This is a genomic window from Companilactobacillus heilongjiangensis, assembly GCF_000831645.3.
In the GTDB taxonomy this organism is placed as follows: domain Bacteria; phylum Bacillota; class Bacilli; order Lactobacillales; family Lactobacillaceae; genus Companilactobacillus; species Companilactobacillus heilongjiangensis.
In genome coordinates, this window is the sequence record NZ_CP012559.1 from 574,200 (window position 1) to 594,497 (window position 20,298).

The window sequence follows — 20,298 nt, forward strand, 5'->3', positions numbered from 1 at the left end:
AAATCACTTAATTATTCGACCAAATTGTGGTACAAAGTATGGGAGGTGTATTCATGAAAACCAGAACAAAGATTTCATACGTAATTTTAAAGTATGATGATCAAACCGATAATATTTATACGAAGACATCAAATAATGAAAATCATGTCTACGAGATTCCTGCCTTTGACTACGTTCAAAAACGGGACGCTAACTTTAACGATGCTAAAACTTATATTCTAGAAAAAGTGATCGACTTTCAAACTTTTGTGGATGAAAATCATATCTTTATTCCGTTCATCAATGTAACTTTTGAAAATGGAATCCGTGTTTATGATTACGTTGCGGTTATTTTTGAATCAATGAAAGATACCTTCTCATCAATGAATTACGAGTCATGGCATCGGGTCAAATATGATAGTGATACCAAAGTTTGGAATTTAGCCTGGGAAAGTGGCTTAACTGATCCAGTTGATTTCAAATTTACCAATAGTGCGTTGACTGGATATGTGGCTAATCCTAAAGGTGACGATAAATTGACCTTCAATAATGTGATGCATTTTGTGGCTGAGCAGACAAACGACTTTCCAATCTTAGGTTTGTTGTCAGGCAACAAGTTCACGATGAAACAAGTTTTCCACTATCAAGATTTATTAGGATTGGAAACATTGAAAGCCGGCGATAACCGAACTTTTGAAAATCAATATGCGGATTCGATTCAAACGATTGACGATGACAACCTAACGACATCTTATAAAATTAAAAATGATTATCTAAAAAAATAACGCTGAGAAATTAATCTCAACGTTTTTTTATTTGTATTTATCTTCTAATCGGCTCATCCACAAGGCTAGGATACAACCAAGAAGGAAGAAACCGATACTTAGAATCCAGTCCCAACCAGTGACATTTTGATAAGAAATGCTCTCGCTTGAGTAAGGATTAGGAATCAAAATCAGAATAGTACTGGCTAAAACGATTCCCAAAATGAAATGATAAACTCGTGAATGATGGTGCTTGATTAAACTTTCCATAGCCTTTGAAAAAGTCAGAATGGAAACTATTCCACCCAAAGCAATCGGAATGAAAACCAAGGGGGCAAACGATTTGAAGCCTTGTAACATCGGTGCGTACAGTCCCAAAATAATCAGTAGATTTGATGGGCTGAGTCCAGGAACTAAGACACCCAGGGCAATTAAAACTCCAGCAATGAAAAATCCGAAAGAGTTAGCTGGAATAGTTCCCAAAATTTCATTCATGAAGAATAGAAAAAGTCCGCCACCAATCAACATCGTGAAAAACCAGATGACGTCGTATTTGTCCCGCTTGGTTCGTGAAGTTGATTCTCGAATCAGAGTGGGAAGAGTACCGATAATAGTTCCTGCAAATCCCCAGAGAACAATCATCTGGTAGTGAGCCAGCAAGTATTCCAAAGGTTGTGACAGGACACCGATACCAACAATTCCACCAATACCAATTGGTAAAAAGTAAACGAAATCACGCTTAAAATTTTGTCTGACGTGTGCCATGAAACTCAGTAATCGTTCATAAATACCAAGAATAGCCGCCAAAACACCGCCCGAAACTCCGGGGAGAATGAATCCTAAAGCGATGATTACGCCTTTGAAGAAACGCACATAAATAGTATCTCGTTTTGTTTTCATAGGTCCTCTTCGTAAAAGTTATTTCGTTCACATTATCAGAAAATATATACTATGGCAAGTTGTCGCCTCCGGTTGTCAGTAATGTAGTTCTGCTGTGCGACCGGTCCGAGCCACAGAGCGGTCTCGAACCTCGATTTTGAACTTCGCAAGAACCGCGAATTTCAAAATACGTCGGTGGGGTAAGAAAGGAAAATCACCTTTCTAACGCCACCTGCACTGCTGAACTACATTACTGACAACCTCCGGCTAGTGTATTTGTTGTGATGAAATTATTTGTTCACTATGTATAAATATTTTGGACGTAATTACGTATGAATATCAGGGTGATGTTGGTAGTTTTGATTATGTGGTTGTATATAAAAAGAGAACGTACAATCCACAAAGTAATGAGGATCATATAGTCTCTAGATTTGTTATTTTAATTACTTGAGTACAAAAACAAATTTATACATAGCCGGAGGGTGACAGAGTAAAAGATAGTCTGCAATGGAGGTGGCGTTAATGCTTTAGCATTTACACCACAGGGCGACTTTGGAGACTTGCTGATTTTGCAAGGCTTCGAACCGGTCCTCATAGCAGAACTATCTTTTCCTCTGTCACCTGGAGGCGGTACTATTTAAAGTCTTCCAGTTCAATCGACTTTTCAGTCCATTGTTCTTCGATTTTATCTTGCTTAGCTTTATTTTCATCCAATTCTTTTTGCATATCAGCCAGTTTGCTATATGATGTCAGGTTTTCTTCCTTAGTCATTTCTTTTTGAATGGCAGTATTCTTGTCTTCCAATTCGGCCAATTGATCTTCTAATTCTTCAACTTGACGGCGCAACTTACGTTCTTGCTTTTGTTGTTCCTTAGATTGTTGATATTCCATCTTCTTTTCACTGACGTTAGAAGTTTTAGCTTCTTCTTCAGCGACTGGTTGGACGGTAGTTTTCTCAAGATAATAATCATAATCACCAAGATAAATTTTACTGCCCTCACTGCCGATATCAACGATTCTATTGGCAAGTGTATTCAATAGGTAACGGTCATGAGAAACGAACAGGACAGTACCAGGGAAGCTCTTCAAGGCATCTTCTAGGACTTCCTTACTGTCGATATCCAAATGGTTAGTTGGTTCATCCATTACTAGGAAATTATTGTTTTCCATCGACAATTTTGTCAAAGTTAAACGAGCTTTTTCACCACCGGATAATCCAGCAACTGGCTTAAGAACGTCATCGCCACTGAAGAGGAAGGCTCCCAACTTCTTACGGATGATTTGTTCATCAAGGCGTGGGTAACGGTCCCAGATTTCGTGCAGGACGTCTTTCTTTGGATCGAGTCCCTTTAAATTCTGGTCATAGTAACCGACTTGAACGTTGGCACCAAATTGACTAGTTCCTTTAATTAACGGAATGCGGCCGAGGATTGACTTGAGAAAGGTTGATTTACCGATACCGTTGGGCCCGATAATACCGACACGTTCACCTTTTTTGACGTCAAGGTTGATTGGTTCGGACATAATTTCGTCGTCATAACCGATGGCTGCGTCCTTAACTAAAAGAACGTCATTACCACTTTCCTTGTCGATTTCAAATGAGAAGTGAACGGAACCTTGATCACTGCCGGGACGGTCCAAAACATCCATATGTTCTAACTTCTTACGACGACTTTGAGCCATCTTAGTTGTGGAAGCACGGACGATATTCTTTTGGATATACTCTTCAGTTTTCTTGATTTCTGCCTGTTGTTCTTCGTAATGTTTCCAAGCAACGGCTTGATTCTTCTTCTTTTCATCGAGGTAGAAAGTATAGTTACCAGAGTAGTGGGTTGATGAATGTTGATTGATTTCAACAATTTCAGTTGCCACTTTATCAAGGAAGTATTGGTCATGGGAAACGATAACTAGGGCGCCACGATAACCTTTAAGGTAACTTTCCAACCACTCGACAGTATTGATATCCAAGTGGTTAGTTGGTTCATCCAAAAGTAAGATGTCGTGATGTTCCAAAAGCATTTTAGCCATGGCTAACCGAGATCTCTCACCACCAGAAAGGGTAGAAATCTTGTGTTCCCAAACATCTTCGTCAAAGCCAAATCCCTTGAGGACACTGCGGATTTCTGATTGATAGCCGTAACCATTCTCTTGACGGAAGGTATTTTGCAATTGATCGTATTGCTTGAGAATTTCGTCGTAGTCATCGACATTTGGATTGGCTAGTTTTTCTTCCAAAGCATGCATCTTTTTTTCTTGAGCTTTGAGATAATCAAAAACTTTTTCCATTTCCAAAAAAATTTGATTGTCGCTATCGAGTCCAGAATCTTGGGCTAAATAACCGATATTGGTATCTTTTTTTAGGGCAATGTTGCCACTGTTATAACTCTCTTGGTCAGAGATAATCTTCAGTAAAGTAGATTTTCCAACCCCGTTTCGACCGACCAAACCAATGCGGCTGTTGTCTTGTATCTCGAAACTGACATTGGAAAAAAGTTTCTTCGTACCGAAATTTTTCGTAATGTTCTGTGCTTGTAATAAAATCAAAATATAACTCCTTTATGTATTCACAATTTTATCATTAATTAATAATTTATGCCTTTATAGGTTTAACGTATTGCGTTTTTAGTGATTTTTATTTACTATGAATGTTAGTGAAATGACACACATATGGTGGTAAATTATGACAAAAACAACAGTTCCAAACGCAACAATAAAGCGTTTACCAATTTATTATCGTTACTTCCAATTTCTCAAGGACGAGGGCACAAAAAAAATCTCCTCTGGTGAACTATCAGAAGGGGTCAAGATTGACAGTGCTACAATTAGACGTGACTTCTCATATCTAGGTGCACTTGGGAAACGTGGATACGGCTACGATGTAAACGATTTAGTAGCATTCTTTAAAAAGCTGTTGAATCAAGATAAACGGACCAATGTAGCCTTAGTTGGTGTTGGTAATTTAGGTAACGCCTTACTAAATTATAACTTTTCTCGAACAAATAATGTTCGAATTGCGGCAGCTTTTGATATAAATAAAGAAATTGTCGGTACAGTTAAGAGCGGTGTTCCCGTTTATGACATTAGTGAATTAAAGGAACAACTTAACTTACAACAGATCGATGTTTGTATTTTGACAGTTTCTTCAAACGCTGCGCAAACAACTGCTGACTTGTTGGCAGATGCTGGAGTTCGAGGGATTCTGAACTTCACACCGGTTATTATCAACGTACCAAACAGTATCCGTGTTCACTATGTCGATTTGGCAAATGAATTGCAGACACTGATTTTCTTCCTAGACCGTGACAAGTCATTGACAGAAGAAACAAACTAAACTTTTGGGGGAATTTTTTTATGAGTGAACCATTATTTTTGAAACCTGTCTTCCACGAAAAAATTTGGGGTGGCAGAAAGTTAGAAACTAAGTTTGGTTACAACATTCCTGATGGTTCTATCGGTGAATGCTGGGCTATTTCAGGACATCCACATGGTAGATCAGAAGTTGAAAACGGCGAGTTTGCTGGACAATATGTTGACGACCTCTGGAAAAATCATAGTGAATTATTTGGCAATCCCAAGGGAAAAGTTTTCCCATTGCTAACTAAGATTTTGGATGCCGAAGCAAGTCTTTCAGTCCAAGTTCACCCCGACAACGCATACGCTGCCGAGCACGAACACGAATTAGGCAAGACAGAATGCTGGTACATCATCGATGCTGAGCCAGGTTCATACTTAATTTATGGTCACAATGCCAAGAATAAAGCTGAACTCGACCAAATGATCGAATCCGGCGACTGGGACCACTTGTTGAGAAAAGTTCCAGTTAAGACAGGCGATTTCTACTATGTACCAAGTGGGACCGTTCATGCTTTGAACAAAGGTATCATGGCACTCGAAACACAACAAAGCAGTGATACAACATATCGTTTGTATGACTATGACCGTGTTGAAAAGTCTACAGGTAAGAAACGTGATCTTCACATCAAACAATCAGAAGACACAATTACAGTTCCTCATAAAGATCCAAAATTAAACATTGAATCAAAACAAGTTGGTAAGAATAAGTTTACAACATTCGTTCAACCACCAGTTTCACCATTCTTCTCAGTTTATCACTGGGAAATTAAAGAACCAGTTGAATTACATCACCAAATCGGTAAATATACATTGATCTCAATTCTTAGTGGAGAAGGTAAGATTACCGTTGATGGCAAGGATTACGATTTGAAGAAAGGCGTTCACTTGATTGTACCCGCAACAGTAGATGCTTGGACACTAGCTGGAGATTTGGATATTATTGCTTCAGAATCAGGAGAAGCCTAGAGAGAGTGGAGCAGGCCCGGGAATTTCCGAGCATTTGCATGACTTCACGAATTATCCGCGTACTTTGCGGATGATTTGGGAAGTTGGCAAAGCGGAAGAAATTGGCCTGCGGAACTCGTTTTAGAGCCGCAGCATGCCCAGCAAAAAGGTCTAAAATACCGCTGCCGGTATATATTGCTAATGCACTCTAAAATATCCAAAACAAAATGCTGTTCTTCGATTGTAATATTATTAATAATACAATCAAATAACCAGCATCAAAATTAACCAATTCTAATAAAAAATCAACAAATCATTCACTAAATACAGAATAACGGAAAAATAAATCCGTATATTCTGTATTTTTTTATCCGAAAATCAATTAAAAATAGAACAATATCACCGCTACATACAAATAATGTTCGTCATAGCTAATAAAATGAAATTTATTTTAATTTGAAATCGCTATCAATTCCCCATTCCTTAAAAAATCTTCTATAATTAAAGATATGTTAATTCAAAAGGGGACTTAAAATTGCAAAGACAACGATTTTTTCGAGTTAGTCTAGGGTGGCAAATTATTATTGGCTTGATCCTAGGTATTGTTTTAGGACAGGTATTTTACCAGAATAAGGTTGCTATACAGGTAATGCAGAACATCGGGACAATGTTTATTTCGATGATTCAAATGATTGTGTTACCAATTGTTATTTCTTGTTTGACTGTTGGTATCGCCAATATGGGTGATATTAAAAAACTTGGTCGAATTGGATTAAAGACGTTAATTTATTTTGAAATCATGACTACTTTAGCGATTATTATTGGTATTGTGGTGGCTAATGTTACCCACCCCGGTACCTATATTGATATTCATAGTCTAAAAGGTTCGGATATTAGCCAATATACAGCGACCGCCAAAACGGCTAAACATTCGGGTATTTGGTCAATTTTGATGAGTATCATTCCAACTAACATCTTCGCTTCCTTGGGCAAAGGTGATATGTTGCCAATTATCTTCTTCTCAGTTCTCTTTGGACTTGGAACAGCTTCAATCGGTAAGCAAGGTAAAATTATTACCGATGTTTTAAATGCAGTTGCGAACGTAATGTTTAAAGTTACTAACTGGGTTATGCGTTTAGCTCCAATTGGTGTCTGTGCTTTGATCGGTGTTACCGTTGGGGAAATGGGTTTCAATTCGTTAAAACCCTTGGCATTATTCATACTGATTGCTTATGCGACAATGGCGTTTTTCGTATTCGTTATCATGGCACTTGTCGGTCACTTATTCCACGTTAGATTTTATGAATTATTTAGAATTATTGAAAATGAAGTTACACTTGCTTTTACCACCGCCAGTTCTGAAGCAGCCTTGCCAAAGATGATGGAAAAAATGCAAGATTATGGATCATCAAAAGGTATCGTCTCCTTTGTAATTCCAACCGGATATACATTTAACCTTGATGGTTCCGCAATTTATCAATCATTGGCTGCCTTATTCTTGGCTCAAGCCTATAATATTCACCTATCCATTGGGCAACAAATTACCCTTGTTGTGGTATTGATGTTAACATCAAAGGGGATGGCCGGAGTGCCCGGAGCATCGTTTGTTGTACTCCTAGCCACAGTATCAACAATTGGTGTACCAATGCAAGGTTTGACCTTCATTGCAGGTATCGACCGTCTCGTAGATATGGGACGTACAGCCGTCAACGTTGTCGGAAATTCACTAGCTACAGTTATTATTGCTAAGAGTGAAAAAGAGTTCGATGATGAGAAACGGAAGAAGTACGTTGCGTCATACACACGTGGGGACTAATTAGCACTCCATGTAGTCGAAAAACAATTTAAACACACAGAGAACAGCTTGCCGAAAAGGCAGGCTGTTTTTTTATGCCGCCGAAGGCTGGCTTATTGTGTAATTTTGAGTATTAGTATTTTGTTTGGAATTGGTAAATGAGGATACAAAAAAGATATCCGCAAATTTTTTAAAAATTGCAGATATCTTTTTTGTATTTTTCGTAGTTTATATATATCGACGGAGAGCAATACCAAAATTTTAAAATACACGAGCCGGAGGTTTCGAGGGAGTGAACAGCAGTGGCAGTGGTGTTAGGTCGGTGGTTTTCCGGCCTTACAGCACAGGACGTATTTTGAGATTCGCGTACTTTGCGGAGCTCAAAATCGAGGTGCGAGACCGTACTTTGGCTCGCACCGGTCCCACAGCAGGCAACTTCATCTCCCTCGAAACCGGAGGCGGCAAACAACTACATTATTCCAATCGTTAAAACAATAGCGTTCATAATAATATGGCTGCCGGCACTTACATAAATATTTTCCGACTTGTAGTAAACATATGAGAACCACAATCCCATAAAGACATAAACCAAAAATCTAGTATCCTGATGCATAAACGCAAACATGAACGCTGAAACAATAGCAGCAATGTAAATGTTAGTAGGCTTGATCAAGTTGGCGAAGAATACACGTCTGAAGATGATTTCCTCCATAATTGGTGCAGCTATCATCACGTAGATGAAATAGTATGGATATTCTTTAACCATCAACAGTAAACTGAGCGTATTTTGTGAATCGGTGCTGGCATGGAATAATAATTTATCCGCAAAGCCAATTCCGAATTGGACTACCAATGCGCCCACAGTTCCTAAAATTATCCACTGCAAATCGTGATTTAAATTAGTTTTTTTCTCAAATTCTAAAGGACCACTTTGTTTAACTAAATAAATCATTAGACCAGTGACAATCAATGATGCAATGGTGACGGTGATAAAGTAGGCTGAGCCTGTGATAGAGAACATTGTCAGGATAGTTCCTAACGATAACAACAGGATATAAGCCAGTAATGTGAAAAACTGATTTGTTCGATAAGACATAATTTCCCCCATATTTTTAAAGGTAAATACTTGCAACTTCACAATATAATGTTAATATAAAACTTGTGATTAGCACAAGAGATAGTTGAGTGCTAAAAGATATACAAAAAACATTGAATTAATATTACTGGAGGTATTTAAATTGTTAAAACCACTTGGAGATAGAGTCATTGTAACAGTCGATAAAGAAGAAGAAAAGACAGTTGGTGGCATTGTTTTAGCAAACAACGCTAAGGAAAAGCCACAAACAGCCGAAGTTGTTGCCGTAGGTGACGGACTAGTTGCTGATAATGGTACTAAATTACCTATGAACGTTAAAAAGGGTGACAAGGTTCTTTTTGACAAGTACTCAGGCTCAACAGTTAAGTATGAAGACAGTGAATATTTAATCCTTCATGAAAAAGATATCATGGCAATCGTTGACTAATTAAAACTTAAACAAGAAAAATTTATTTTAAATTATGGAGTGTGAAAATTAATGGCTAAAGAAATTAAATTTTCAGAAGATGCACGTTCAAAGATGTTGGATGGTGTTAATAAACTAGCTGATACAGTTAAGACAACAATCGGACCTAAGGGTAGAAACGTTGTTCTTGAAAAGAGTTATGGCGCACCTGAAATTACAAATGATGGTGTTACAATCGCTAAGAGTATTGACCTAGAAGATCACTTCGAAAACATGGGTGCAAAGCTTGTTTCTGAAGTTGCTTCAAAGACAAATGATATTGCTGGTGACGGTACTACTACTGCTACTGTTTTGACACAAGCAATTGTTAAAGAAGGTATGAAGAACGTTACTGCCGGTGCTAACCCTGTTGGTATCAGAAGTGGTATCGAAAAGGCAACAAACGCTGCTGTTGACGAACTTCACAAGATTTCACACAAGGTTTCTGGTAAGAATGATATTGCTCAAGTAGCTTCAGTTTCATCAGCTAGTGAAGAAACTGGTAAATTGATCGCTGATGCCATGGAAAAAGTTGGTAACGATGGTGTTATCACAATTGAAGAATCAAAGGGTATCGATACAACTTTAGACGTTGTTGAAGGTATGCAATTCGACCGTGGATACATTTCACAATACATGGTTACTGATAACGACAAGATGGAAGCCGACCTCGACAATCCATATATCTTGATTACTGACAAGAAGATTTCAAATATCCAAGATGTTTTGCCATTGCTACAAAAGATTGTTCAACAAGGTAAGTCACTATTGATCATCGCTGATGATATTGACGGTGAAGCATTACCAACACTTGTATTGAACAAGATTCGTGGTACATTCAACGTCGTTGCTGTTAAGGCTCCTGGCTTTGGTGACCGTCGTAAGGCTCAACTTGAAGATATCGCTACATTAACTGGTGGTACAGTTATTACTTCAGACCTTGGTCTTGAACTAAAAGACACAACAATGGATCAATTGGGTCAAGCTGGTAAGGTTACAGTTACAAAGGACAACACAACAATCGTTGAAGGCTCTGGCGATAAGGATGCTATCAAGGAACGTGTTGATCTAATCAAGAAACAAATCGGTGAAACAACTTCTGACTTTGACAAAGAGAAGTTACAAGAACGTCTAGCTAAATTAGCTGGTGGTGTTGCTGTTGTTAAAGTTGGTGCTGCTACTGAAACCGAATTGAAGGAACGTAAGTACAGAATTGAAGATGCTCTAAATGCCACACGTGCCGCTGTTGAAGAAGGTTACGTTGCTGGTGGTGGTACAGCCTTCATGAACGTTCTTGATAAAGTTACAGCTCTTAAAGCTGAAGGCGACGTTCAAACAGGTATCAATATTGTTGCCCGTGCTCTTGAAGAACCACTCCGTCAAATTGCTGAAAATGCTGGTATGGAAGGTTCAGTTATCGTTGAACACATCAAGAATGAAAAGAACGAAGTTGGTTACAATGCTGCAACTAACAAGTGGGAAAACATGGTTGACGCCGGAATCATCGACCCAACTAAGGTTACACGTTCAGCTCTACAAAACGCAGCCAGTGTTGCTTCACTATTGTTGACAACTGAAGCTGTTGTTGCTGACAAGCCTGATAAGAATGCTCCTGCCGCACCTGCTGCTAACCCAGCTGCTGGCGGTATGGGCGGTATGATGTAGTCCATTTAAACTAAACAATTATAAACGTTGGTAGATTAAATTCTGCTGACGTTTTTTTTGTATTTAAATATGCCGCCAGAGGGGAACAGTGATTCCGCCGCAGTTTGACCGGTCCGAGCCACGGTCTCGCACCTCGATTTTGAGGTTTGCATAGTGCGCAAATCTCAAAATACGTCAGTTATGTAAGAGCTGAAGCTCTAACACAACTTGAACTGCAGGCTCCATCACTGTTCCCCTCTGGCTGGTTTTTTATCAATAGAATTTTTTGTTTATGATATCAGCTCTAGTTTGATAGATGTATGTGTGGGAATGATTGACTATAAAAAGAATCGGAAGGGATGAGAATATTAACCAGCTGTGGTTGTGGCGTTATGGCTTTAGCCATTACACCACCGGGCGAGTTTGGAGACTTACCGGTTTTTGGTAAGGCTTCAAACCGAGGTTCGAGACCGTACTTTGGCTCGAGCCGGTCCGCATAGCAGGTTAATATTCTCATCCCTGGAGATGGCAAACAAGTAATTCATTTCCTATCTGGACCTTAAAAGTATAAAATGAGTTATTGTCGAATAGAAAATAGAAGAGAGAATCAGAATGGATAGTATTGAATTTGGTCGTAAGATCAATTACGTACCTATGACGGTCAGCTTAGTTGTTGGATTAGTTGTGGGAGTTTTGGTATTTGTCTTTACGAAGGTTACTTTGTTGGCTGTACTTTTGGGCGTTACTGCTTTAGTTATTATTGCCTTGCTTTACGCGCGTTCAATGAGTGATTTTTACGGCTACTGGGAGATTGATGATGAGGGTATTCGCAGTTACGATTATCAAAATCTCAGTATCAGATTGCAGTCAGTTTTGTTTCCTTTTAGTGAAAGCCAATTGGACTTCAAATTTAAGGATATAAAGGCTTTAACGGTAGTTGTGGGTAAAGAGATGAATGCGCCCAGTAATATTCTAGGAGGCTCATTTAACGCTCCTAAGAAGATTATGTTCCACTTGCCAACTCCTTACTATTTAGAATTAAAGTTGAATGATGGTCGTCAGGTTAATTTGGACTTGTCAGCTGATTGGGATGACAGTGAAACGATTGAATACGTTATTGCTGTGATTTGTTCAGAAGCCGATATTCCAGCTGAAATTATTAAGCAAGAAAATCAGAATGCGTAAAAAAATGGAATCAATAATCACAATCGATTATTGGTTCCATTTTTTTATATTTTATTGTGGGGTATCATCAATTGACCAGGTGATTTTACCGCTATATTTACCAGCTTTTGAATTGGCAGGAACAAGCAATTTCCACTTATTCAAACCAATGTAACCACTCAAGTCGTAGTTGTTATATGAACCACTGAAACCACCACTTTTAATTGGTACACCAGGGTCTATAACGATTGGTTTCCAGTCAGGCGTATTGTCATCGTTACTTTGATCAAACATCATTGCATTGTCGCTATCAGAAGTAATCAATTTATTACCATTACTCTCAATAGGATCAGTTGTGTTGTCATAAGAAACTGAGACATTGAATGGTGTGTTGGCACTGTGATTGATGATTAGCTTACCATCAGTTCTTACGTTATTTAGCATCCGGGGATTTCCAATAGACGTGGTGCTACCGAAATCAATGGTTGAAGGAACTTCGACAAATGACGTCGTTGGGAGAGTTTCCTCAATATTAAGGTCAGCATTGTCAGAGATTATCGTCCCATAATTGGTACTAGGATTTATGACGACGTTGGTTACCGTGGCGGTATTCGAGACAGTTGCCTTATTAATACTAGTGATTTTAGCTTTGAAATCAACTGTTAAAGGATTACCACTGGTAATGGTACTTACGTCAAAGTCCAACGAACTTTTCTTAGAACCATTGACTGTAATGCTATCAGGATCTAACTCAAGTCCGTCAGGTACAATATCATTGAAATGGCCAGACTTTAAGAAATCTATTCCGATAGGACTTAGAGTAGTTTGATATTCAACGATATCGCCTTTTTTACCACTAGCTGAACTAGAAAAGGCACCATCTGGATCAGTTGTGTCATTACGGATTTGATTGGTGAATTGATATTTGAAATTAGGTATTGTAACAGGAATATTTGTAGTTGCACGATTTGTGACATCGCCAGTATTATGTACAACGTTGTGACCGGTGAAATCAGCGTTGTTAGTTACGGTCGAAGTAGCTTTATTGTTGATTGTTGCATCGTATGTGACAACGTATTTACCTTTATCGCCGATATCGGTATTTGGATTGTAGTCAATTTGATTATTAGTAGTACCTGAAGCTGGAGCGGTTCCATAACCTTTAATGACATCAACATCGTGCATATTACTTCCAGAACCAGTTGATTGTGTCTGTGTCCAAACATATTTTACAGAACTAGGGTCTAAGGTTAATCCGGTTGGCATAGTATCTAACAAACGATTAAAATTCCAACTCGAACCACTGATGCCCACACTTAGTGTAAATTGAAGCGTATCTCCAACTTGATTACCGCCGGTATTTCTAGTTTTATTAACGTAAGTTTTACTTACAGTTGGTGTGGCATAACCAGGTAAAGTACCACCGATAGCTGAACTATAGTGTGTCGTTTGACCAGGATTTATGGCAGTTGGATTCCATCTTAAAGCATAAGCTGAGTCTTGTACGCCATCACCATTAACGATTGGAAAAATTGTTCCACCGGAACCCACACCATATAGTAATGGAGAACCAGCAACTCTACTGTAATCGCCAATATTATCTGCATCATCTTTGTCGTATGTGAGCATAGGACTAGTCAATGTACCAGAATTACCAGAAGGTTTTCCTTTTTTTGCCCAGTCATAAGGACTCGTATAAGCTTCGCCCATGTAGTTATCAAAGCCATCAGTAACATCGTTAGTTATTAAAAGTTTTGATGAGGCATCTGAAGCAATTTTGGTACTGTAAAGATATAATCCCTTATTGTCCCCAATTGCATACATAGGGACATTATCTGAAGAATTTGATCCAGTAGAATCCATATCAGTATCCTCACCATAGTAAATTTGGAACTTTTTTACTGAAGTTGTGGGATTGTACAAATATAACTCTCTTTGAACAATTGGTGCGCCAGAAAGGGATGGACGTAGTAATATTTCTGCGTAAATACCTTGATTTGAAAGAAAGCCACCAATCTTATACACTGGTTTACTGCGACTATCGGTTCCGGTATAGTAAACTTTATATTTCATTTGTTTTAGAATTGAATAGTTACTGTAACTAAGAGTTGAAATACCAGTTACTAAAGCAAAGTCAAGAGATGTGTCAGAAGCATTTCCGGGACTACCACCTTTATATGAGTTTGCACCTTGGTGTAATATCCCATAATATTTACCATTGTTGTTAAAGAAAATATTAATTTTGGAATTATAAAGTGAAGTTGCACCACTAACACCTGAATCCGTGAGAATGGTGTTATCAGCCCCGTTTAGGACTACATTATTGTTAGCATCCCGCGCTGCTCCAAAGGTATAGTCTAAAGAAGCATTACCACCAAGAGAAATCTGACCGACATTATTAGTTGTTGTGGCGTAAGTTTGTGCCCGCCAATTAGTGATTCCATCATTGATCCTGGAAATATTAGTTTCAACATCTCCCTGACCTGCACCCTCAACAGTCAAGGATTGATTACTAAAGAAGCATATAAGCATAAACGTAATAAAAAATGTATCCAAAAGTTTGGGGATACATTTATATAATTTTGTCATCATCATTATTCCTCCCTGAAAATAAAGATAATTCACATGTTATTTTATAATTAAATAAATCAACAACCTGATTATAAGACCTTATTTGTCTTTAAGGAATCATTTTTTATAAATAATAGGAATAATAATGGAAGTAAAATTATAGATAATTGCTTTAGATGTAGTGATATGTACAAAAAATGGAACCAATAATCAATTATGATTACTGATTCCATTTTTTAATTTTATTAAATAGTATCATTGATTGACCAAGTTATTTGACCACTATAAGATCCGGCTTTACTATCGGCGGGAACACGTAATTTCCACTTTTTAGCACCGATATAGTCGGTTAGATCATAGTTAGTATGTGAACCGCTGAATCCATCGCTCTTGATTGGAACAGGATCAGGTGTAAGGGAATGCCAATTTTCATCAGCATCACTCTTGGCCTGATTGAATAGCAATGATTCACCGCCATCTTGAATCAACTTGGTACCGTTACTTGCGATAGGTTGATCACCATTGTTATCGTAACTAACGCTTACTTGAAATGGTGTGTCAGCTGAGTGGGTGACAACTAATTTGCCAGTTGTGCTGACATTTGAAAGAGTCCTTTCAAGCCCAGCACTATTGACGCTACCAAAGTCGATTGTTGTTGGTACTTCTACAAATGAAGTTGTCAGGGGAGCAGCTTCAATATCTACAATGGCCGGAGCTTCAGTAGAAATGCTGTTTAATTGTCCGCTACTAGTTACAACATTGTTAAAGTAGGCGGTATTAGATGCTGTTGACGCGTCGATACCAGTAACTTTTGCTTTAAATAAGATAGTGTGAGTGGCGTTGTTTGATAGTGGATTAACTGAGAAGTTCAAACCATTTTTTGCTACACCGTCCATTGTCACACTGCCAGGGACTAACTCTAGACCTTCAGGTAAACTATCGGCAAAGTTAGCGCCATTAAATGTGCTGGTACCATTGCTGATAAAGTCAACCTTATATTCGATGGTGTCACCTTTTTTACCAGTAGCTCTACTTTCAAAGTTACCATTAGGATCAGTTGTGTCATTTCTAACTAGTTTAGTGAAACGATATTTAAATTTAGGAGCTTCAACAGGGATGTCGATACTAGATTTATATGTTTTTGAATCATTTTGGTTAACATTATTACCTGTAAATTGGGCTGTATTGGTTAAATTACCATTTTCATCAGTATTATAGGGAGCTTGGTTATTTATGGTTGCGGTAAAGGTGAAAGTGGCGGATCCTCCTACGCCAACACTTGAATTGGGATTAAAATCAATATTGTCGCCATTTATAATTGAGCTTAGAGTTGTACTTTTATCTATTGTCAAACCAGCAGGCATTTTATCGAGAATTCTAGTCATAGACCATGAAGATTGATAACCTTCATTTTTAACGTTCAAGGTAAATCTTAATTTATCACCGACCTGGTTTACTGTACTTCCTGGTGATGTAAGGTTGGTATATGTTTTACTGACAATTGGAATAGCATAACCTGCAACGGTTGCACCAATTGTAGAGGAGTATTCTGCAACTTGACCACCATATAAGTCAGTTGACGGCCATCTGAGGGTATAAGCTGAATCTTGAAGTCCAGCTGAGTTAACAACATCATAGCCATTAGATTTTAATAGGTTAGTTCCAGCCGCGTCAGCTGTGTCACCATTTTGACCTTCTGAAGTTCCATTCCAAGGAATCTTAGGATTAGTAATATCGGAAGTACTTTTATTTTGTTTACCTTTGATACTCCAATCGGTTGGATTAGTAAGGATTCTACCCATGAAGTCCTTAAACCCACCAGTAACGTCATTAGTAACAAATAACTTTGAAGCCGGATTATAATTTGAACCACTCATTAGGTATAAGCCTTCTCCTTTACCAATTGCATACATTGGAACGTTATCAACTGTGGTATCGCCATTATTAGGGTTCAACCCAGTATCTTCACCGTAGAATGTTTGAAATTGTGTGTATGACGTTTTATCTGTGGATGGATTATAGACGTATAATTCCCGTTGGACAATGGGGGCGCCCGTTATGGAGGCCTTTAGAACTATTTCTACATAGACATTTCTTCTGCTATAGTATCCCAAAAGTTTAAATGCAGCAGCACCGTTAGCGTCTGTACCTGTGTAGTATTGTTTGTCGATACCAGCTCCTGAGTCAATCAAATTTAGACCTGTAAGTAAATTCATGCCCGAATAGTAATTCGAAGTGGAACTCCCACCAGTGAGCAAGGCATAATCAATTGAAGAGTCAGAAGCAGTTTGTGGTGTGCCACCAGTTCCAATGTATGAATTAGCTCCTTGATGTAATATTCCGTAATATTTGTTGCCGTAAATCAAAAAAACGTTTATTTTACCATTGGAGATACTTGGAACACTATTGATCATAGTAGATTTACTTTGTTTAGTAATAGTGTTGTCACCAGATGTAACTACGCCACTTGAATTACGAGCTGCACCGAAGGTGTACCCAAGAGAAATGTTTCCACCTATAGGGATTTTTCCTATTGAATTGGATGGAGAGTTGCTCTGGAGTTTCCAGTTGGTGATGCCATCATATTTTTGGAAAATTTTTTCAGCATCAGCGTAGTCTTGTGCTGTAGCAGCTTTGACCATGGTCTGCGATTGAATAACCGTCAAAAACATCATCAAAGCCGTAAATAAAACAAATAATATTCTTGTGACCAACTTATTCCTTTTCATTTTTATTCCCCCGAAAATACAATTAAAAATTTAATAGTTATAAAATTTAGTCTAATTTGTCCAAATTCATTCAGATTTATTATAATCTATAATAATTAATTTAATGATTCACATCTCAATGTTATTTTTTTCACAGAATGAATCAAACACTCAATAAAAAAAGGAAGAAAAATATGAATCAATTTTTTTCGATTGGTCAGCTTGCTGAACTGTTTAATATCAAGATATCTACCTTGCGTTATTACGATGAAGTAGGCTTACTGAAGCCTGCTAAAGTCAATACTAAAACGAATTATCGCTACTATTCGACACAAGAATTCGAACGGTTAAATGTGATTGGTTATTTGCGAGCATTGGATTTGTCAGTTGAATCAATTAAAGATTTCTTTGAAGCTCGTGATATTGATAAATTGGAAGAAATGCTAAAGCAACAAAAATCACAAGTTCAGGCACAAATTAAAGTTTTACAAAACGTTGAACAGCGAATTGACGCTCGAATTGGACAAGTTGAAGATGCTACACATAGCAAATTAGATACGATTGAATTAATTGATTTGCCAGAAATCCCCGTAATTTATTTAGATGAAAATTATCGTCCCAGTGATGATATTGAATTTCCTATCGTAACCTTGCGACAAAAATATGGGGTGGATAAGAATATTTTTTTGGGAAAAATTGCGTTGAGGATTTCTATGGAACAGTTACAACAGCAAAATCTTTCTGATTACAGTGGTCTGTTACTAATATTGGAACCGGGGGATGATACTGACGATACTGGCTCATTGGCTGCCGGCAAGTATTTGCGTTTGAGATTTCACGGGACGCATAATAATGCGACTGAGCAGTATCAAAAATTGTTGGATTATTGTCAAAAACATGCTTATCAGATTATTGGTCCAGCGGTTGAAACAGCTTTGATTGATTACGGTATTACCAACGAATATTCAAAATATGTGACGGAAATTCGGATTCCTATTAAAGATTAAGAAAAATTATTGACCCTCTAGTCACTAGAGAGTTTATAATTTTAAGTTAACATCATCATTTAGGGGGGATCTTATGATAGGAACAATTTTTAACGTCTGCATGATTTTAGTAGGAAGTTTCGTCGGTAGTTATTTCAAAAAAGGAATCAAGCCGGCGTATAATGAGATCCTGACACAGGCTTTGGGATTGGCTGCGATTGCCATTGGACTAAACGCCGTCGTGCAACATATGCCAAAAAGTCACTATCCAGTTTTATTCATTGTCAGTTTGGCGGTTGGAGGATTGATTGGGCAAGCACTCAATTTGGAAAAACGTTTCGATAACTTGGTTGCTAAGTTTTCTAAGCCAAAAGAGGGTGGTGGCAACAATTTGGCTGAAGGTTTAGCTACTGGTATTTTGTTATACTGTATCGGTTCATTGTCAATCTTGGGACCAATTCAAGCAGCGTTGAACAAAGATTATACTTTCCTATTTACCAATGGGATGCTTGATGGAATCACGTCCATTGTTTTGGCATCGACATTTGGTATCGGAATGGCTTTGGCCGCAGTGGCAGTTTTCACTTGGCAGGGTAGTATTTACTTGATTGCCATGTTGTTGCAAAATTCAATCAACAATAATATGATTACGGAACTGACAATAGTCGTAGGTATTTTAATCATGGCCTCTGGACTAGGTTTGTTAAATATTAAAAAAATAAAAGTTTTGAATTTATTGCCATCTTTAGTGGTACCAATCGTGGTTATCGCTGTCATGCAATTGTTTTAAATAAAATATATTTAATATGTGTGTTGCTGTAATCGTTAAAATGGCTACTTGTTGACCACAATCTGTTAAAAATAAATGAGTTGGAGGAACTGAGAGTATTCATACGCAGCGAAAGTGGCGTTAGAGCTTTAGCTCTTACACCACCGGACGTGTTGGAGACTTTCCGCTCTTTGGAAAGGCTTCAACCGAGGTTCGAGACCGTATTTTGGCTCGGACCGTGCCGCGCAGCATATGAATACTCTCAGTTCCGGAAACGGAAAGCTTCAATAGACAATTAATTATTTTAAAAGATACGACCAGACGTTCGTCTGGTCTTTTTAATTCTCGTCAAAATTGATACAATATCATAGGTAAAGATTGGGGATAAAATATAATGAAAATACTCTTCGTTGGCGATGTCGTTGGTAGTATCGGCATTAAAGCTATAGAAACATATCTACCTGAGATCAAAAAGAAGGTCAAACCACAATTAACCATTGTTAATGGTGAAAATGCGGCCGGTGGTAAGGGTACAAAAGAACCTGATTATCAAAAAATAACTCGCGCCGGAGCTGACGTCGTTACAGGAGGAAATCATACTTGGGATAAGCGTGAAATTTTAGATTTTATCGACGATCCAAAGAAGAATATTTTACGTCCCTATAATTTCTCTGGGGAAAATGTTCCCGGACGTGGTTTTCTAAAAATTAAAGTTAATACTAAAGAAGTTTACGTAATTAATATGCAGGGAACTGCTTTGATGCAGCCACTCGACAATCCTTTTATTGCAGCTGATAAATTAGTTGCTTCACTGGATAAAGATGCGATTAAATTCGTCGATTTTCACGCTGAAACAACTAGTGAGAAAATTGCTTTTGCTAATTACATGGTCGGACGAGTTTCTGCTGTCTGTGGTACGCACACTCACGTTCAAACAAACGATGCACAGGTTATCAACAAGCAAACTGCTTACCTAACTGATGTTGGGATGACTGGTTCTTACGATGGTATCTTGGGTGACAAAAAAGAACCAATCATCAACCGCTTTCTAACTCAACGTCCTAATAAGTTTGATGTTGATGAAGATGGTCGCATGCAAATTGGTTTTGCTGTTATCGAAATTAATGACCAAACTAATAATGCTCGTAGCATCAAAAATTATGTAATTACACCAAATAATCAATCATTTTTGAATTAAA

15 protein-coding genes are annotated in these 20,298 nt (G+C 38.0%); 10 read left to right on the forward strand and 5 right to left on the reverse strand.

Annotation, left to right across the window (positions count from 1 at the left end):
* Positions 1–53: 53 nt before the first annotated feature.
* A complete protein-coding gene (locus JP39_RS02560; RefSeq protein WP_041498764.1) occupies positions 54–764 on the forward strand; it encodes a hypothetical protein in 711 nt (236 codons plus the stop codon).
* A 27-nt stretch (positions 765–791) separates the two neighbouring features.
* Here JP39_RS02560 and JP39_RS02565 read toward each other — a convergent pair whose 3' ends face one another.
* Together JP39_RS02565 and JP39_RS02570 are read right to left on the reverse strand one after the other, a co-directional pair.
* The gene (locus JP39_RS02565) at positions 792–1,643 is read right to left on the reverse strand and encodes a DUF368 domain-containing protein (RefSeq protein ID WP_041498762.1); all 852 of its coding nucleotides are present in this window, start codon (positions 1,641–1,643) and stop codon (positions 792–794) included.
* A gap of 612 nt (positions 1,644–2,255) precedes the next feature.
* Positions 2,256–4,166, reverse strand: coding sequence for an ABC-F family ATP-binding cassette domain-containing protein (locus JP39_RS02570; protein WP_041498761.1), 1,911 nt, complete (start codon positions 4,164–4,166; stop codon positions 2,256–2,258).
* A 136-nt stretch (positions 4,167–4,302) separates the two neighbouring features.
* Between JP39_RS02570 and JP39_RS02575 the strand changes: the two genes are divergently transcribed.
* From JP39_RS02575 to JP39_RS02585, 3 genes are all read left to right on the forward strand, one after another.
* Positions 4,303–4,953, forward strand: a complete 651-nt coding sequence (locus tag JP39_RS02575) for a redox-sensing transcriptional repressor Rex (protein ID WP_041498760.1) — start codon at positions 4,303–4,305, stop codon at positions 4,951–4,953.
* 20 nt (positions 4,954–4,973) lie between these two features.
* Positions 4,974–5,942, forward strand: a complete 969-nt coding sequence (gene manA / locus JP39_RS02580) for a mannose-6-phosphate isomerase, class I (RefSeq protein WP_041498759.1) — start codon at positions 4,974–4,976, stop codon at positions 5,940–5,942.
* 514 nt (positions 5,943–6,456) lie between these two features.
* A complete protein-coding gene (locus JP39_RS02585; RefSeq protein ID WP_041498758.1) occupies positions 6,457–7,737 on the forward strand; it encodes a cation:dicarboxylate symporter family transporter in 1,281 nt (426 codons plus the stop codon).
* 448 nt (positions 7,738–8,185) lie between these two features.
* On the opposite strand, the gene JP39_RS02590 is transcribed toward JP39_RS02585, so the two are convergent.
* Positions 8,186–8,812, reverse strand: a complete 627-nt coding sequence (locus tag JP39_RS02590) for a CPBP family intramembrane glutamic endopeptidase (protein WP_245626347.1) — start codon at positions 8,810–8,812, stop codon at positions 8,186–8,188.
* Positions 8,813–8,954: 142 nt separating this feature from the next.
* Between JP39_RS02590 and groES the strand changes: the two genes are divergently transcribed.
* The 3 genes from groES to JP39_RS02605 all read left to right on the forward strand — a co-directional run bounded on the left by groES (position 8,955) and on the right by JP39_RS02605 (position 12,086).
* Positions 8,955–9,239: a co-chaperone GroES gene (groES, locus tag JP39_RS02595; RefSeq protein ID WP_041498757.1), complete on the forward strand. Its 285-nt coding sequence runs from the start codon at positions 8,955–8,957 to the stop codon at positions 9,237–9,239.
* A gap of 51 nt (positions 9,240–9,290) precedes the next feature.
* Complete coding sequence (gene groL / locus JP39_RS02600) at positions 9,291–10,922, forward strand: chaperonin GroEL (protein ID WP_041498756.1); 1,632 nt, start codon at positions 9,291–9,293, stop codon at positions 10,920–10,922.
* A gap of 591 nt (positions 10,923–11,513) precedes the next feature.
* Positions 11,514–12,086: a hypothetical protein gene (locus JP39_RS02605; RefSeq protein WP_041498755.1), complete on the forward strand. Its 573-nt coding sequence runs from the start codon at positions 11,514–11,516 to the stop codon at positions 12,084–12,086.
* Between the two features lie 51 nt (positions 12,087–12,137).
* On the opposite strand, the gene JP39_RS02610 is transcribed toward JP39_RS02605, so the two are convergent.
* On the reverse strand, positions 12,138–14,597 hold the full coding sequence (locus tag JP39_RS02610; RefSeq protein WP_169751860.1) for an isopeptide-forming domain-containing fimbrial protein: 2,460 nt from the start codon (positions 14,595–14,597) through the stop codon (positions 12,138–12,140).
* 284 nt (positions 14,598–14,881) lie between these two features.
* Entirely contained in the window at positions 14,882–17,365 is a 2,484-nt protein-coding gene (locus JP39_RS02615; protein WP_041498753.1) for a DUF11 domain-containing protein, read from the reverse strand.
* A gap of 173 nt (positions 17,366–17,538) precedes the next feature.
* Here JP39_RS02615 and JP39_RS02620 point away from each other — a divergent pair, with 173 nt between their 5' ends.
* From JP39_RS02620 to JP39_RS02630, 3 genes are all read left to right on the forward strand, one after another.
* Positions 17,539–18,351, forward strand: a complete 813-nt coding sequence (locus JP39_RS02620; protein WP_041498752.1) for a MerR family transcriptional regulator — start codon at positions 17,539–17,541, stop codon at positions 18,349–18,351.
* A 73-nt stretch (positions 18,352–18,424) separates the two neighbouring features.
* The gene (locus JP39_RS02625) at positions 18,425–19,120 is read left to right on the forward strand and encodes a DUF554 domain-containing protein (protein ID WP_041498751.1); all 696 of its coding nucleotides are present in this window, start codon (positions 18,425–18,427) and stop codon (positions 19,118–19,120) included.
* Positions 19,121–19,493: 373 nt separating this feature from the next.
* The gene (locus JP39_RS02630; RefSeq protein ID WP_041498750.1) at positions 19,494–20,297 is read left to right on the forward strand and encodes a TIGR00282 family metallophosphoesterase; all 804 of its coding nucleotides are present in this window, start codon (positions 19,494–19,496) and stop codon (positions 20,295–20,297) included.
* Position 20,298: the final 1 nt, after the last annotated feature.